This is a genomic window from Helicobacter magdeburgensis (assembly GCF_000765825.2).
GTDB classification, from domain to species: domain Bacteria; phylum Campylobacterota; class Campylobacteria; order Campylobacterales; family Helicobacteraceae; genus Helicobacter_C; species Helicobacter_C magdeburgensis.
This window is the reverse complement of the sequence record NZ_JRPE02000008.1, coordinates 80,148-96,399: the sequence shown is the minus strand read 5'-3', so window position 1 is coordinate 96,399 and position 16,252 is coordinate 80,148. Positions and strand designations below refer to the sequence as shown.

The 16,252-nt window shown below is 39.3% G+C and carries 13 protein-coding genes; 8 read left to right on the top strand and 5 right to left on the bottom strand.

What is annotated here, in order from left to right; all coding sequences use genetic code 11:
• Positions 1-20: 20 nt before the first annotated feature.
• The 4 genes from LS74_RS06675 to LS74_RS06660 all read right to left on the bottom strand — a co-directional run bounded on the left by LS74_RS06675 (position 21) and on the right by LS74_RS06660 (position 8,529).
• A complete protein-coding gene (locus tag LS74_RS06675; protein WP_084584167.1) occupies positions 21-5,468 on the bottom strand; it encodes an alpha-2-macroglobulin family protein in 5,448 nt (1,815 codons plus the stop codon).
• A 100-nt stretch (positions 5,469-5,568) separates the two neighbouring features.
• On the bottom strand, positions 5,569-6,501 hold the full coding sequence (locus LS74_RS06670) for an RluA family pseudouridine synthase (protein WP_034584616.1): 933 nt from the start codon (positions 6,499-6,501) through the stop codon (positions 5,569-5,571).
• Positions 6,501-7,976 (bottom strand): 1-acyl-sn-glycerol-3-phosphate acyltransferase, encoded by a 1,476-nt coding sequence (locus tag LS74_RS06665; protein WP_034584614.1) that lies wholly within the window; start codon positions 7,974-7,976, stop codon positions 6,501-6,503. Before LS74_RS06665 ends, LS74_RS06670 begins: the two co-directional genes overlap by 1 nt.
• 97 nt (positions 7,977-8,073) lie before the next feature.
• A complete protein-coding gene (locus LS74_RS06660; protein WP_034584612.1) occupies positions 8,074-8,529 on the bottom strand; it encodes a CoA-binding protein in 456 nt (151 codons plus the stop codon).
• Positions 8,530-8,740: 211 nt separating this feature from the next.
• On the opposite strand from LS74_RS06660, the gene LS74_RS06655 reads away from it, so the two are divergent.
• From LS74_RS06655 to LS74_RS06625, 8 genes are all read left to right on the top strand, one after another.
• Positions 8,741-9,598, top strand: a complete 858-nt coding sequence (locus LS74_RS06655; protein WP_034584611.1) for a substrate-binding domain-containing protein — start codon at positions 8,741-8,743, stop codon at positions 9,596-9,598.
• Positions 9,599-9,880: 282 nt separating this feature from the next.
• Positions 9,881-10,756, top strand: coding sequence for a phosphate ABC transporter permease subunit PstC (gene pstC / locus LS74_RS06650; protein WP_034584609.1), 876 nt, complete (start codon positions 9,881-9,883; stop codon positions 10,754-10,756).
• Complete coding sequence (gene pstA, locus LS74_RS06645; RefSeq protein WP_084584165.1) at positions 10,756-11,676, top strand: phosphate ABC transporter permease PstA; 921 nt, start codon at positions 10,756-10,758, stop codon at positions 11,674-11,676. The genes pstC and pstA overlap by 1 nt, the downstream gene beginning before the upstream one ends.
• 9 nt (positions 11,677-11,685) lie before the next feature.
• Positions 11,686-12,441, top strand: a complete 756-nt coding sequence (gene pstB / locus LS74_RS06640) for a phosphate ABC transporter ATP-binding protein PstB (RefSeq protein ID WP_034584607.1) — start codon at positions 11,686-11,688, stop codon at positions 12,439-12,441.
• Complete coding sequence (locus LS74_RS06635) at positions 12,441-13,013, top strand: phosphate signaling complex PhoU family protein (protein ID WP_034584605.1); 573 nt, start codon at positions 12,441-12,443, stop codon at positions 13,011-13,013. Before pstB ends, LS74_RS06635 begins: the two co-directional genes overlap by 1 nt.
• A gap of 41 nt (positions 13,014-13,054) precedes the next feature.
• Positions 13,055-13,723 (top strand): response regulator transcription factor, encoded by a 669-nt coding sequence (locus tag LS74_RS06630; protein ID WP_034584602.1) that lies wholly within the window; start codon positions 13,055-13,057, stop codon positions 13,721-13,723.
• 29 nt (positions 13,724-13,752) lie between these two features.
• Positions 13,753-13,977, top strand: coding sequence for a hypothetical protein (locus tag LS74_RS11355; RefSeq protein ID WP_236096849.1), 225 nt, complete (start codon positions 13,753-13,755; stop codon positions 13,975-13,977).
• A 6-nt stretch (positions 13,978-13,983) separates the two neighbouring features.
• Entirely contained in the window at positions 13,984-15,447 is a 1,464-nt protein-coding gene (locus LS74_RS06625; protein WP_236096848.1) for a sensor histidine kinase, read from the top strand.
• A 138-nt stretch (positions 15,448-15,585) separates the two neighbouring features.
• Here LS74_RS06625 and LS74_RS06620 read toward each other — a convergent pair whose 3' ends face one another.
• The gene (locus tag LS74_RS06620) at positions 15,586-16,251 is read right to left on the bottom strand and encodes a potassium channel family protein (protein ID WP_034584599.1); all 666 of its coding nucleotides are present in this window, start codon (positions 16,249-16,251) and stop codon (positions 15,586-15,588) included.
• Between the last annotated feature and the right edge of the window lies 1 nt (position 16,252).

The following is a 16,252-nucleotide window of genomic DNA, read 5'->3' as shown; positions in this document are numbered from 1 at the left end:
TTACAAGCTACTTTGCCACATTACTTCACTATAACAGGCATAGCAGTCGTATTTGCCCTAAAGCTATTATCATACATTGCTTCCGCAGTAGCAGGGGGCAAAATGTAGCTTCCGGGGGTGATAGTATTAATCTTTACAAACATCTTGCGAGATTGGCTATTAAAATCTAAAAACCACATTATCTTATCATCGCGAATGTCCGTGTAAGTGATACTATCATTGCGGACAAAATCAGGCAGATTATCATCATTTAGCCTTGTGTTTTCAATCTCCCAGCCGCTTGGCAGATTCTGTGTAATAGCTACATTTCTCACACTCACAGGTGTGTTCTCATCGGCATTCTTAAGCCTTAGCACGAGATAAAAGCTTTTTGCTGAATCTAGAGTGCTGACATCAAGAGCCTTGCCATTTTCATCTAAAAATTCCCTTTCAAGGGCGATTTTTTCCGCCCTTGCGGCAATGTCCTTTTCAAGCAAGATTCCATCCCATATATGATTAATATAAAGTGGAAAATCACTTGTAGAGCTAAACTTCGCTTTTTGGCTATCAAAAGGCAGTTTTATAGAATCCGCACTCTCATAGCTCTTACCATCAAATTTAAAGCTAAAGCTTTTTGTCTCTGTTTGCTCTTGTGGAATGGTATTAGCAATGGCAAGGAGTGAGTAGCCAAGCGTTTGAGTGCTATACCATTTATCACTTTCAAGCTGCCCTAAGATATGGGATAAAAGCTCTTTGTGCGGAGTTTTGTAAATCTCACTGAACGCATTTAAAATCATCGCATCATCACGCAAGGTTGAACCATAGCTAAAATCATAATATGAGTCATTGCGTTTTGTTGCCTTTGTGGGTAAATCTTTTGTAATTTTTTTGGCAACTTCGTCCATTCCTGCAAGGCTATAAGCCGCAGCAAGCAGCCATTTATCACTTACTTCAAGCTTTGAAAGATGATGCTCATAGATATTATTTAATAGCCCAATTTGTGGCTCACCAGCAAGGGAGAGCAAATAGAGTAAATACACATTGCCACCGCTTTGAGTATTGCCTTGAGCGTTATAAGTGGCGTAACTTATCCATTTTTTTAGCACACTTTCAGGCACATAATAGCCCTGCTTCTTAGCCAAAAGTAAGAAATGTCCCGCATACGCACTGCCCCAAAAATTTGATTGAGATTCACCCTGCCAATACGCAAAGCCCCCATCGCTTGTTTGGAATGTGCTAATGCGTGCGATTCCAGCATTGATATTTTTGACAATGCTTGGCTTATCTATAAAGTCTGCGTTGCTTAATGTGCTTAAAAAGAGTTGGGGCATAACGCTTGAAGTAGTTTGCTCAATACAGCCATAAGGGTAGCGGATAAGCCATTTTAAGCGATGATCTATACTCATAATGGGCTTTTGGCTTACCACAATATAGCTAGATTCTGAATCTTTGACATAATTTTTGGGATTTTCTAGGCTTAGTGTTTGCTTAGATTCAAGCGTGTGTTTTTGACTGATAGTCGTGTAGGGATTATTTGGCAACACATCAATATGTGTTACATCACTCATTGTAAAATCCCCATTTGCTAGGCTAATTTCTATAAAATCCTGCCCTATGCTCTCTTCACTCACTTTTGCATTGATTTTTACGATTTGGGACTTTTTATCTTTCAAATCTAAAGTAAGGCTAGTTTTTTCAAGCTTGATTTTTTCCCCACTCTTAAGCTTTAGCGTTGTCTTGCCGACATTTTCTTGTGTGGGTAAAACTTCAATAGCAAGCTCAAAACTATCGCCAATTTTTAAAGAACGCGGCAGGGTTGGGAGCATTACCACAGGAGCGGTTATTTTCATATTTTGGGATTTAGAGCCATAGGCTTTTTCATTCACACCCACTGCCATAATACGCACACTTCCCATATATGCGGGCATTGTGTAGCTAAACTCCGCATTGCCAGATTCATCACTCATCACAGGCTTAGAGTAAAGCACCACAGGCTTAAATCTCTCTGCTTGATTTAAATCCTTGCGATTTGATGAGGTGGCTAACTCATCGCCGCCAACTTTTAGAATCTGGTGCATTTTGCCAATATCTCTGCCGATGATAAGATCATAATTATCAAAGACTGAAAGCATAAACGCCATTTTTTGATAGAAATACGCCCACGGATTTGGCGAGATAAAATCCGTGAGATTAAGCAATCCCTCATCAACAATAGCAAGTGTGTAGGCACTCTTTTGCTTTTGTGTGTTTGAAAGCTTGACTTTAAAATCTGTATTTGGGCGGATAGAATCAGGGGCTTGTATCTCTAAGTTAAGCTTAGATTCTGGATTTTCCACCATAATGGGTAAAACGCCATAAAGTCGCTGTGAGCGGTCATTATCAAGTGTTGTGTAATTTTGTAATAGTGCAATGGCGACATACACATTTGGAGCAAAGCTCTCTTTGAGTGCTAGCTCAAAGCTTGTCTGCCCCTCTTGTGTGTCAAGCCAAAATCTTTGTAAAATCTTATTGCCCCCCACAACACTTACAAGGGCTTTAGAATCTTTAGGGCTTTCAAAGCTGATTTTTGCCTTTTCATTAGCAGAGTAGCTTTGTTTATCGCTTTTAACTTGAAGTTGAGTGAGCTTTGGTGCGTCTGTTGGCTCTCCACTTTCACTCGCATACATAAACACCGCACTTTTTTGATGATTGCTCTCATCTTCTACTTCTATGAAAAGCTCTCCATTTTGATGTGGGCTAAAACGCAGTAAAGTAGGCTTGTCGCCCGAAGTGAGTGAGCCTTGTTTAATAAGCTTAGTGTTTCTATCTTTTTTAAAAGAGCGTGAAAATTCATCATAACTATCATAATCCCACCACCACGAGTAGCTATTGTGATAGATTCTATAAGTGAGTTTGCGATTTGGCAGGGGCTTTTGCGTATCATTTGATAGAACAATAACAGGCAGGGCAATTTCATCTCCAGCACTCACATATCGTGTAGGCGTTTTTATCCCTACAAAGCTATCATACAAGGCAATGTTAATGGGTTTTCTTGCATTGACATAACGACCACCATTTTCAAAGACTTTTGTGTGGATAAGGACGCGGAGATTCTTATTTATATCTTCTAGGTTATCTAGGCTAAAGGCATTAGATGAATTGCCCTTTTCATCTAATGTGCCTGTCTGCTTGTCATTAAAGCTATACTGCAAAGATGAAGGGTGGCTAAAAGTGTAGTTTGGATACGCCTTAGCGTAAAAATTCACTCCTTGCACATAGAGATTGCTTTCAAACTTTAAATCCGCCGCAGGGGCGCCAAAAAGATAATGTGCGTTGATGTCATAAGGAAGTGTTTTGTTGTTTTTTTCTAAGCTTTGAAGTGAAAGTGTATCAGGGCTTAGAATCTCTGCTTTTATGCGATCTGGCACGACACTTTCTATTGAGAGATTGTGCCAAAACTCCGCATCGCCAACTTTGACTTTCACTCGCCAGATTCCTGTCTGTGCGGATTTTTGCGTTTGAAAATCATAATGATACAACCCAAAAAGCTGCTCTTTTAGCATAAAGTCTTCAAGCACAATCTTGCCTTGCGGAGAAGTGATAGATATGCTGATGGGGTGGGTTATGCTTTTATTGTTAGCACGAGCGATAATATTAATATGAGCGGTATCGCCGGGACGATATACGCCTCTATCGGTATAAATATACGCATTGACATTGCTTGTAGATTCTAATCCTTGCGTGTCAAAGCCCTCCAAGCTTAAAGGTGAGTTAAGTCGCAAAATAGTTGTGTCTTTGCCATTTGTTGCGTTAAGATACATAATCTTATTAGCATTTTCAAATGTGCTTAAGCCTTGAGCGTTGCTTGTGGATTTAGCAATGACTTGATTTTTTGGATTAATCGCATTGATTTGCACTTGTGGCAGGGGCTTATTGCTCGCAATATCAAGGGCTAGGACTTCAAGTTTGTTATCAATCTGCTGTGCTAACAAAGCAATATTTGAAAAAATGAGATGCTTTTGAATCTTGCCAAATTTATTAAAAAACTGCTCCTTTCTCCAATCGGCAGTATCTTGTGGGAAGTCATAATCCACCCCATCTTTATCAAAACTTAACTCAAGGATAAAAATGCCTTCACTTGCCTTAAGGGCAGAAAAATCAAGCTGTGTTTGAATCCACTGATTTTTCTGCATATCTAGTGTGAAGTCTTTTTCAAGCACCACATCGCCTAGCCTTTCAAAATCCGCATAGATTCCAGAATCTTCATAGTCATCATAGTAGTCATAATCTGTGTTGTCCGCATATTTTGTGCTGCCGATGAGATTTTGTTTGTGGAGATAGGCTGTGATGTTATTTGGATAAATTTTGCTTATTTTGAGTTTGACTTTTTTGACATTCATACTTTTAAAGGCGATTTTTTTCTCTGCTTGACTTGGGAGGAAGACACCTTGCTGTGAAAATACAATAGAAGGGGCGATTTGATTAAAAACAATCTGCTCTTCTTTAGAATCTTTTAGACGCGATTTATCCACCGCAGCAATGCCCTCTTTTATCTTCAAAGTGTAGCTTTGTGTGATATTAAATGGGGCATAGATTTGCAGGATATTGCCCTGCAAAATGGTGGTTGTTTTGAGATTTGGGCTTATAGAGATAAAATCTTGTATGTCTTTATTATCCGCTAAGGGCTGTGAAAAATGCACCCGAATATGGGGCTTTTCACTTGAAATAGCCTGTATATCTACAATCTCTAAGCCTTCACTCACGCGTTCATATCGCAAAATCTCATCTTTTTGCAATCCAAAATAATCCGCCTTTAATGTCAGTATGTAGCGTGTGGGCTTATCTGTAAGGGTAAGATTTTGAGATTGGATAAGCAAAGTGCTATCATAAATATTAAAGCCTACGCTAAATTCTAGCTCCTTGCCACTCTCATCTTTTAGTGATATGGCTTTGCGTAATGTATCAAAATCTTTTGCTTCACTTGCTGTGGCAAGGGGTGTAATGACAATGGGCTGGGAAAAGCTCACATTGACATTAAAGTTAAAGCTTGTATCGTTTATGAAGCTTGGGGTAAATTGTGAAGTGTGAATCTGTGTGGGCAATGTGTGAAACTCAAGGTTTAGCGTGTCTTTAAGGCGGGAGCTTTCAAGCTTATCAAGTTTAAGTTCAAGTTTATATTTAGCATTTGGCTTTAAAGCCCCTTGTGGAAAAACTATTGTCAGCTCATAGGGGGAAAGATAGCCGTATTCTGCAAAAATGCTTTCTCCATTAAGAAAAATCTTTTTATCTGCTTCAGTGCTTTGTAGCACTGCCTTCAAGGCTTGTGTGCCATTTTCAAGTGTGGCATTTTCTTCTATAATAGGCTCATTAAAAGTGATTGTAAAAGAATCATCTGTGCTTAACTCTTGGGGATAAGAACTCACTGACTTATTATCCGAACACGCTAGGATAAAAAGAGCAAAAAAACTGATAGCAAAAACAAGCACAATGTGGGAGATTCTATCTAACATACAAAGCTCCTAAATGTTGGGGTTATTTTAAGAATAGAGCTTGTATTATACAACAAAAAAAAAAAAAAACAGAGGCAAGGTTTGAATGAAAAAAGCAAGGCTACAAGAAAGTATGACTTTGGAAAAAGCCCTGAAAATGTGGCATAAAGTCAAATGGAGCATTGCTCTTAAAATGATAATCACTCCCTTGAAAGCTAAAATGCAGAGCATAGGCATTAAGACATAAAAAAGGAGCGTCAAAAAGGGCTTTATGCTCTTTTGGGCTAAGATTTGGTGCTTCAAGGTAGAATCTGCTTTTATCCTCACTCACGCCATAGAGTGGGTCGCCTAAGATTCTATGTCCTATGTAGGAGCAATGCAGACGGATTTGATGTGTCCTGCCTGTAAGGGCTAGGGCGTGGATAAGTGTAGAATCTTTATGGTAAGCTAGCGGGCGGATAAGCGTGCGACTTTCTTTGCCTTTTTCACTCACAATACTTTTAATAGCTAAATCCCCCTTATGCTTTTGTGTCATTATCGGCTCATTGATAAGAATCTCCCCCTTTACTCTGCCCTTAACAATCGCACAATAGCTTTTAGCAATGCTACGACTTTGCATAAGCGATTCTAGGGCTTTCTTGCTTTTTGGGTTAATGGAGCATAGCACAAGCCCACTTGTTTGTTTATCAAGGCGGTGCAGAGCATTTGCCTGTATGCCAAAGCGGGATTTAAGAATGTCGTTCAGTGAATAGTGAAAAAAGCGTCCTTTGGGGTGGGTTAGGAGATTATGCGGTTTGTCATAGATGGCAAAATCATCATTATAAAAAAGTGGCTCAATATTTGGCAGGTGCGGAATGGAGCTTGGCACAAACTCACTTAGCATAACATTCCCACAAATCTTTTCCGCTTTGCTTATGGGGCGATTATCTTGTGTTAAGCGGTGTTTATCTAGGATTTTTTGGGCGTTGGCTTGGGTGTATCCACGCTCACGCATAAGCCACAAAAACGCTAAAATAGGCTCTTTAATATGATAGGGCGTATTGACAAAGGGCATTAGGCTAACATCTCTAAAAGTTTTGTTTTAAACTGCTTAAACATTGTGAATTTGTTGCGATGAAACATAGCATTATAAAGAGCAATGCTGTGCTTTTTAAACGCCCCATAGAGTTTAAGCCCCCATATCCCAAAAGAGCAGGCTATAAGACTAAGCAAGATTCCAAGCCCACAGCCTAATACTGAATCTAAAAAAGCAGAATCTAGCCCTGCAAAAAATCCTATATGTAAGGTGGCAAGGAGATTATCATACACGCCAAAAGCCCCGCAGATTCCACTTGTGATACATATACCGCCCCACCACACAAAGCCCACGCCATAGCCTACTATGGCTTTCCATAAGCTTATGGTGTGTTGCTCTTTTGCAAAAAGTTTTGCGGACAACTTCCCACAAAGCAGGGGCGGGAGATTCAGTAAAAAGCTAAAGGCTACAATAGGCAGACAAATGCTAAAAGTCCATAGGCTAAGCAAAAAGTTTTGTGGATAGATGGGAGCGTTTTTATAAAGTGTAGGCAGGGGCATTTTGCGGTAAGTTTGAGTAAGATTTACAATTTTTGAAAGCTGTGAATCTTGGGCTTGTTGTAGGGAATGAAACCAAATGAGATTGCCATAATAGTCCGTAAAGGGCGTATTTGAGCTTAGGAAACTTGCTAGAAAATGTGCTATTTCTTGCAATTCTTGGCTGTCATATTCAAGTAAAATTTGCTCTAACTTTTGGCTAAAAAGTGCGTGGAGATGTTCTGTATCCATATCCTGCGGACAGATAAAAGGCTCATTATATACCACAAACGCCCTGCCACCAAGCAAAGTGGGATCATCATAAAAAACACTCATAGGCAGAATATAAAGGGGAGAGTGGAGCGATGCAACTTCTAAATGGGCTTTTTGGGAAGCTTTTTGGCTCATCATCGCTAGTCTTGCAGCCCCTTGCTCAAAGGGCAGATGCTTATGTCCTAGTGAGCTTGTGCCTTCGGGGAAAATACAGAGAATCTGCCTATCTTGCAGGGCTTTAACGCAGGTTTTTAACGCATTGAGATTGGCTTTTTTGTAATGAAGTGGGTCATCTTTTTGCCGTGTTATAGCAATGCCCGGGAAAATCACTCTAAGCCACCAAATTTTATGCAACTGCTTTGCCATCATAAAAACAAATCGCGGGATAAATCGCCCATACACCCACCCATCAAGCGCACCATTGCGATGAGAAAGCAAGGTAAGATAACGATGTGTAGAATCTAGCCTTATAGCTTTTGTATAGGGCAAGATTTTTGGGGCTTTTAGAATCTGCGAAGTTTGTAGGCTTTGTGGATTTTGTGTAGTTTGGCAATGTGTGGGATTAGAATCTTTTAGTCTAGAATCTTGTGGTATAGAGTTAGAATCTTGCGGGAAAATATCACGCCACGCAATAAGCCTTGTCTCACGCAAATAAGTGAGATGAAAAAGCCAAATAAAAACCTTAGCAAATCTCTGTTGTTTCACCGCGTTTTGCCCCTTTGAGATAAAGCTTTAGAAGAATCTTAAAAGCTGATAATTTTATAGAATCTTATCAAGTAAAAGCACAAAAACCACACACAATTTAAGATTCTATAACCCTAAGATACTCTAGCTTAATGCAGCTATTTTCTTCATAGGCGATGTGGTGCTCTTTGGCAAGGTTAGCAGATTCTGTGTTGTGAAGCCCTAGCTGCACCCACACGCAAAGATGATTTAAATCAAATGAGCTAAGATTTTGCAGGGTTAAGATTTCACGCATTACTTCGCCTAGAGCTTCGCTTTTTCTAAACACATTAATAATATCGCATTTCACGCCCTTTTGAGCTAGGGCTTCAAAAGCCTTTTGTAATGTGGGATAAGCCTTTCTGCCTAGAATTTCTCCGCCTTTTGGGTAGATCGGCACAATATCATAACCTTTTTGAAGCAAAAACTCGCCCACTTGGTAGCTAGGCTTACTTGAATCTGGGCTTAGCCCGACAATAACAATCACCTTTGCTTTTTGTAAAATCTCTTTTTTCTGCGTGTCGCTTAGTTGCACTACTCTCTCCTTGTATAGATTCTATTGTAAATTCTTATGCAATGTAGCATAGAATCTATAAAAACTTTCATAAAAACATATAAAAAGGCTTATTTGGGGTGTTTGCGTTTCTTTACATTTTTTTTACTTTGTAAAATGCTATTTTTTACATAGATTTTTTACACTGCCAGTGTCAAAACCTTTGACAGAAATCATTCCATAAAGGAAAACTATGAAAACTACATTGACAAGTAAATTTTTGGCTTTGGGCTTTGTTGCTTTAGCTGGTCTTGGTATGGGCGTTAGCTCTGTAAGTGCTGATGATAATATTCATCCTATTTCACGCGAAGATGGCTCTGGCACAAGGGGTGCTTTTGTTGAGCTTTTTGAAGTATTCAATAAGGTGAAAGATAAAAAAGTAGATGCGATCTCTAAAAAAGCAGAGATTACAAACTCAACAGCCGTTATGCTAACAACGGTTTCAAAAGATGAAAATGCCATTGGATATGTTTCACTTGGCTCACTTAACAAATCTGTGAAAGCAGTTCAAATTAATGGTGTTGAAGCAAATGCAGCAAATGTAAAGAGTAAGAAATACCCTGTTTCTCGCCCTTTCAATGTTGTTACGCTTAAAGATAATGCGTTGGCTGATGATTTTTTAGGCTTTGCGACTTCTAAAGAGGCACAAGATATCGTTACAAAAGCAGGATATATTCCAACTGATGCAAAAAGCTTTAAGCCTAAGAATCCTGAAGGCAAGCTTGTTATTGCTGGATCAAGCTCTGTAACACCACTTATGGAGAAACTCAAAGAAGCCTATTTAAAACAAAACAAAAAAGCTAAAATTGAGATTCAACAATCAGATTCAACAACAGGTGTGAATGCTACGGTTCAAGGTATTGCAGATATTGGTATGGTAAGCCGAGAGCTTAAAGAGAGTGAGCTAAGCAAAGGCTTAAAAGCTAAAGTTCTTGCTATTGACGGACTTGCGGTGATTGTCAATCCAAAAAATGCTCTTAGTTCTCTTAAACCAGAGCAAGTAAAAGCCATTTTTGAAGGCAAAACAACAAAATGGAGCGAAGTAAAATAACTCTCTCACTTCTTACAATCTCACTTGATTGAAAGTGAGACTTACACTTTTTTCTCCCAACCCTTTAGGGACTTTACAAAACTCTAAAGGGTTAAACTCACATATTTTAGGCTATTTTCAAACTTTTCATTTTTAAGTGATTTTTTGATTTTACATTTTCTTTACATTTGAATTTGCGTGATTTTACAAAATATTTTTATGATACCAACACTAAAAGAAGGTATTTTAGAATCTTTATCTACATAGAATCTAAAATGAGTCTAAAATGCGATAAGGAACAAAATGGAAAAGATTCAAGCAGCAAGTTTTAAGTCTGTGTTTATGGAGAGATCAATGCAAGGGCTTTTTGCTCTTTGTGCGTTTGGCTGTGTGTTGGCTGTTGGTATGATATGTATCTTTTTGTTTGCTAATGCCATTCCTACAATCGCCGAGATTGGTTTTGTGGATTTTATCTTTGGGGATTTGTGGGAGCCAAATGCGGAGATTTTTGGTCTTGCTCCTATGATTATAGGTAGCCTTTATATAACCGCACTTGCCATTGCCTTTGGTGTGCCTTGTGGGGTGCTATCAGCCATTTATCTTGCCTTTTTTGCAAGTAAGAAAGTTAAAATTGCTATCACTCCTGCGGTGGAGCTTCTAGCTGGGATTCCAAGTATTGTGTATGGATTTTTTGGACTTATCGTGATTGTGCCTTTTTTAGCACCTATTCTTGGCACAAGCGGCAAAGGGCTGCTTGCCGCTTCGCTTTTGCTAGGCATTATGATTTTGCCAACAATTGTGCTTGTGTCAAAAACAAGTCTTGAGGCTGTAAGTGAGACTTATTTAGAAGGGGGCTTAGCCCTTGGAGCGAGTAAGGAAAGGGTCGTGTTTTTTGTTATGCTAAAGGCGGCTCAAAGTGGGGTGCTTGCAAGTATTATTTTAGGTGTGGGAAGAGCTATTGGTGAGGCAATGGCGGTTATTGTCATTGCTGGGAATCAGCCCATATTCCCTGAATCTATAAGCGATGGCGTGAGAACGCTCACGACAAATATTGTGCTTGAGCTTGGGTATTCTGCGGATTTACATAGAGAGGTATTAATCGCTTCAAGCGTGGTGCTGTTTGTATTTATCCTGCTCATCAATCTGTGTTTTAGCGTATTAAAAAGGGAGAAACACTAATGAGTGAAATAACACTAAATCAAACACGGCAAAGCAGTTTGACACAATCAAAAAATATTTCTTCACCTTTTAGCAGAATACGGCAGGAGCTAAGACAAAAAGATGGACTTTCACTCTTTTTTTACATTATCGTGCGTTTAGCGATATTTACGAGTGTGGCGACATTTGCATTTATCATCGGCTACATTTTATATAATGGTGTGGGTTACCTTAGTCCAAAATTATTTGAGCTTACCTACACAAGTGAAAATGTCTCAATGATGCCAGCAATTATCAATACAATCACTATGGTTTTGCTTTCTCTTTTGATTGCTACACCCGTAGCGATTTTTGGAGCGATTTTCTTAGAAGAGTATGCAAACTCTCAATCTCGTGCTGTAAGACTTATCGTTGTAGCAGCTGAAACACTCACTGGGATTCCAAGCATTGTGTATGGGCTATTTGGGTATTTGGCGTTTGTGATTTATTTTGGTTTTGGCTTTAGCTTTTTGGCTGGGGCTTTGACACTTGCTATTATGGTGTTACCACTTATTTTGCGAAATACACAAGAGGCGATAAAAGCAGTGCCGATTTTGTATAAGGAAGCATCTTTTGGGCTTGGGGCTGGGAGGCTTAGGACAATCTTTGTGATTATCCTGCCTTGTGCGATAAGCGGGATTCTAGCTGGAGTGATTTTGAGCGTTGGGCGTATTGTAGGGGAGAGTGCGGCTTTGCTTTACACAGCGGGGACGGTGGCACAGGTAGCAGATATTGGAGATTCTGGGCGGACGCTAAGCGTGCATATGTATGCGCTTTTAAGTGAAGGGCAGTATATGGAGCAAGCCTACGCCACAGCTGTTATTTTGCTTATCATTGTCATAGGGATAAATTTTGTCTCTAATATGTTGGCACGATATCTTGATCCTAATAAACTCAAATAAGGAATACAAATGAATAATGTAACTTTTGATATTAGCAATATGAATCTGCATTATGGGGATTTTCACGCGTTGAAAAATATCAATCTCACTTTGTTGCGTAATGAAGTGAGTGCGTTTATAGGACCTAGCGGTTGTGGTAAATCTACACTCCTAAAAAGCCTTAATCGTATGAATGACCTTGTGTCAAGCTGTAAGATTACAGGTAAGATTCTGCTTGATGGGCAGGATATTTATCAAAACTGCGATGTAAATGCGTTAAGAAAACGCGTGGGTATGGTGTTTCAAAAGCCAAATCCATTTCCTATGAGTATTTATGATAATATCGCCTTTGGACCACGCACACACGGCATTAAGAAAAAGGCTGAACTTGATGAGATTATAGAATCTTGCTTAAGGGGGGCAAATATTTGGGAAGAACTCAAAGATAGACTTCATAAATCAGCCCTTGGGTTAAGCGGCGGACAACAGCAAAGACTATGTATTGCTAGGGCATTAGCCGTCCAACCTGAAGTGATTTTGATGGACGAGCCAACTTCAGCATTAGACCCTATCTCTACGCTTAAGATTGAAGATCTCATCAATGAGTTAAAAACAAAATACACCATTATTATCGTTACGCACAATATGCAACAAGCCACGCGTATATCTGATAAGACGGCGTTTTTCCTTATGGGCGAGATTGTTGAGTTTGACACCACGGATAAGATTTTTAGCTCACCAAAAGAGCAGAAAACTCAAGATTATATTACAGGGAGGTTTGGATAATGCGAGATATTTACCTAGCACAGCTGAATGACTTAGAGGCACAATTTAATACAATGCTTACTCTCTCCTGCGATGCACTGCATTATGGAGCGGATTTTCAAAGCACAAAAAGTTTAGAAGAAATGGAGCTTATTGTGGAGCGGCTAAACACGCTGGAGAAGGATATTTTTCACTCGTGTGAAATGCTGATTTTAAAGCAACAGCCCGTAGCTCAGGATTTGGAGTTTATCACACGGACTATTAAGCAGATTCACGATTTGCGGCGTATGGGTGAGATTTCACTCAATAGTGCTAAGATTATCGCTCAAATGCCAAAGGAATGTATGCTTGACTTGCTAGAAAAAATGGCAAATTTACTTTTTGAAATGTTTGATGCGTTTAAAGATTCTAATCTACAACGCGTAGAAGAGATTGAAAATCTTATGGATTCTTGCTTTGGACAGATGAAAGAGCAAATCGCCCAAAAGCTACAAGATTCATATCTTAACGCACATTGGTGGCTTGAAATACTTATGCTGTCAAAATATTTTGAAAAAATTGCTGACCACATCAGTGCGATGGCGTATGCGTAAGCTATAATTATGCTTTACACACTTTACACAAAGGATATGAAGTGATTTTTATACTTGAAGATGATGAGGGGATTTTGAGCCTTGTGTTGTATGCGTTAAACTCCGCAAATTTAAAGGCAAAGGGCTTTAGTCTGCCGAGTGATTTTTGGGAAGCTATGGCAAAAGAATCGCCCTCTTGCGCGGTGCTTGATGTGATGCTGCCTCAAGAAGATGGGCTAAGTGTTTTACACAAAATGCGTCAAAATCATAAGAGCAAAAATATCCCTGTAATTATGCTAACCGCGCTTGGAAGTGAGTTTGATAAGATTAAGGGGCTAGATAGCGGGGCTGATGACTATCTTACCAAGCCTTTTAGTGCTTTGGAGCTTATTGCTAGAATTAAAGCGTTGTTGCGTAGAAGCCATACGCAGAGTGATTGTGAGATGAGTTATGGCGATTTAAAATACTCTAAAACAAGCCATAGCGTGAGTATAGGCGGAGAATCTTTACATCTCACATTAAAAGAGTTTGAGCTTTTGGGATTACTTATGAGTTCTACTAATCGTGTTTTTAGCAGAGAAGAGTTGCTTGAAATTATTTGGGGGTATAATATCTCTGGGACACGCACGATTGATATTCACATTAACACCTTGCGTTCAAAGCTTGGCAAGTATGGCAAACATATCAAAACAATACGCGGTGTGGGGTATCAGTTTAACACAAACGCATAACATAAGCTCTATTCGCACAAAGGGGGAAAATGAAAAAAAAGATTTTTTATGCGATTTTTTTGGGTATCTTAAGTGTGCAGATTCTAAGTGTGCTGAGTGTAGCCCTTATCCTTGATAATCTTATTAAATCACAAAGCTTTGAGAGATTACACTATACGCTTAGACACTTAAACACGAAGGACATACAAGAGATTTTATCCCAAAGGGAAAATATTCTGTCCGCCCCCTATCGCATTACGCTTATTTCAACGTAAGGTAAAGTGCTTTATGACAGCAAGGCACAAGTAGAATCTATGGATAATCATCTTTGGCGACAAGAAGTCCAAGATGTTTTAACACAATTTGAAAATAAAGCAAATAAGCCCATTTTCACCCAAAGAGAATCTGCCACACTCAATGAACAAACACTCTATGTCGCCACAATGATGAGTGTGGATTCACAAAACATCATCGTGCGTTTGAGTGAGCAGAAAAAGGCTTTAAGCCTTGTGCTGTTTGACTTTTTGCCTTATTTGTGTGTATTACTTCTTTTTGGCTTGGCACTAAGCGGGATTTTAGCTTCCATTTTGAGTAAGAAAATCATTAAGCCTATTGAAAATATCAATCTTTCTTCACCTATGCAGACAAATCCCTACCCAGAACTTCAAATCTTTATGCAACGCATCGCTAAGCAAAAGAAAAAAATCAAAAAGCAACTCCACATCATAAACGCACGACAGCACGAGATTGAGACGATTATCCAAAATATGAATGAGGGCTTTTTGCTCCTTGATAGTGAGCTTCATATCAAGTCCTGCAACCCCATAGCCCTTGAGTATTTGCAGATAGATTCCAGCGATAGCTTGTTTGAATCTCCACATTTAACCGCATTGCAAACTGAATTGCAAAATATTATGCAAGAGCCACAGGCTAGTGATTGTAGCTTTGAGTGCGAGATAAAGGGACGCACTTTATATATCATCGCCTTGCCTGTATGGGTGAAAACCCAGCTCCAAGCTATCGCAATGGTGCTGATTGATAAAAGCTCACAAAAACAAGCCCAAGATTTTAGAAAAGAGTTTAGTGCAAATGTTACCCACGAGCTAAAAACGCCCCTAGCCATTATCCTAGCAAGTAGCGAAATGCTAAAAAGTGGGCTTGTGAAGAAAGAAGATGAGGCGGAGTTTCTTACAAAAATATATACAGAATCTAAGCGATTGCTAACCTTGATTGATAAGATTCTGCGTTTGTCATTTTTTGATGAAAATACCATTGAGCTAGAAAAAAGTCCGCTTGATTTGGGCGAGATTCTAAAGCGGGTGAGCAAGAATCTTAAATCTTTAGCTGATGAAAAGGGCATTGAGATTGTTATTAATGCTAATGGGCGTGAAAGTAAGATTTGGGGGATTAGCTCTTTAATTGAAGATATGATTTATAACCTTGTGGAAAATGCCATTAAATACAGCAATGAGAAAAGTCAAATCACGCTGACTTTAAGCCAAAACTCCCAAGGTGCGAGTGTGTGCGTGAAAGATTCAGGTATAGGGATACCGCTAGAAGAGCAAGAAAGGGTATTTGAGCGGTTTTATTGCGTGGATAAGAGCCGCAGTAAAAAGCTTGGTGGCAGTGGGCTAGGGCTATCAATTGTAAAGCATATTGCTAAGATTCATAACGCAAAAATAGAGCTAAAAAGTCAGCTAGGCAGTGGCACGAGCATTCGCGTGGAGTTTCCATTGACACGCTAATGCCACGCTGATGTAATGATGTGGGTGTGAGTTATACTAAAAAGCCTAAAAAATAGAATGCTTTTTTGAATCTCGTTGGAGCTAGATTCTTAAAAGCTCTTAGAGCTTATGTAATGTAGCTAAGTTAGGTTTTGCTTTTTATGGTTTGATTTTATCCATATACTCCTGTGTGCCAAAATACACAATCCTAGCCCCTTCAAAAAGCACTATATCATCGCTAGGGCTTAGATTCCACTCGCTATCGGCATTTTCTTTAATAGCTATAACCTTAATCTCGCACTCTTTCTTACCAACAAGTGAGCGTAAAATCTCCACCGCACTTTTACCCACATAGTCTTTTGTAACGCTAAATTTACAGACTTTGAGACTGCTAGAAATGTCTATATTTTCAAATTCTGGGTGTGTGATGAAGCTCCGCAATAAATGTTGGGCGGCTTCTTTTTCTGGGTAGATGACTTTGCTTGCCCCAAGCTTTGATAGAATCTTCCCGTGTATGTTTGTAATCGCCTTTGTAATGATGTTTTTAACGCCTAGCTCCTTTAGTGCCATAAGCGTAAGAATACTAGATTCTATATTTTCCCCAATGCTTACAATCACAAAATCTAAATTTGAAAATCCCGCTTCTTTCAGCGCGTTTGTATCAGTAGAATCTAAAATATACGCTAGCTCCGTTTGCTGCGAGATAGCATAAATCGCCTGTTCGCTCACATCAGCGACAACGACTTTTTGCCCTTGCTCTATAAGTGCGTTTGCTACATAGAATCCAAACTTCCCAAGCCCTATCACGCCATAAGTTTTAGCCATT

Coding starts and splice junctions, on each gene's coding strand:
- LS74_RS06675 (WP_084584167.1), bottom strand. CDS start 5,468: ATGTTAGATAGAATCTCCCACATTGTGCTTGTTTTTGCTATCAGTTTT.
- LS74_RS06670 (WP_034584616.1), bottom strand. CDS start 6,501: ATGCCCTTTGTCAATACGCCCTATCATATTAAAGAGCCTATTTTAGCG.
- LS74_RS06655 (WP_034584611.1), top strand. CDS start 8,741: ATGAAAACTACATTGACAAGTAAATTTTTGGCTTTGGGCTTTGTTGCT.
- pstC (WP_034584609.1), top strand. CDS start 9,881: ATGGAAAAGATTCAAGCAGCAAGTTTTAAGTCTGTGTTTATGGAGAGA.
- pstA (WP_084584165.1), top strand. CDS start 10,756: ATGAGTGAAATAACACTAAATCAAACACGGCAAAGCAGTTTGACACAA.
- pstB (WP_034584607.1), top strand. CDS start 11,686: ATGAATAATGTAACTTTTGATATTAGCAATATGAATCTGCATTATGGG.
- LS74_RS06635 (WP_034584605.1), top strand. CDS start 12,441: ATGCGAGATATTTACCTAGCACAGCTGAATGACTTAGAGGCACAATTT.
- LS74_RS11355 (WP_236096849.1), top strand. CDS start 13,753: ATGAAAAAAAAGATTTTTTATGCGATTTTTTTGGGTATCTTAAGTGTG.
- LS74_RS06620 (WP_034584599.1), bottom strand. CDS start 16,251: ATGGCTAAAACTTATGGCGTGATAGGGCTTGGGAAGTTTGGATTCTAT.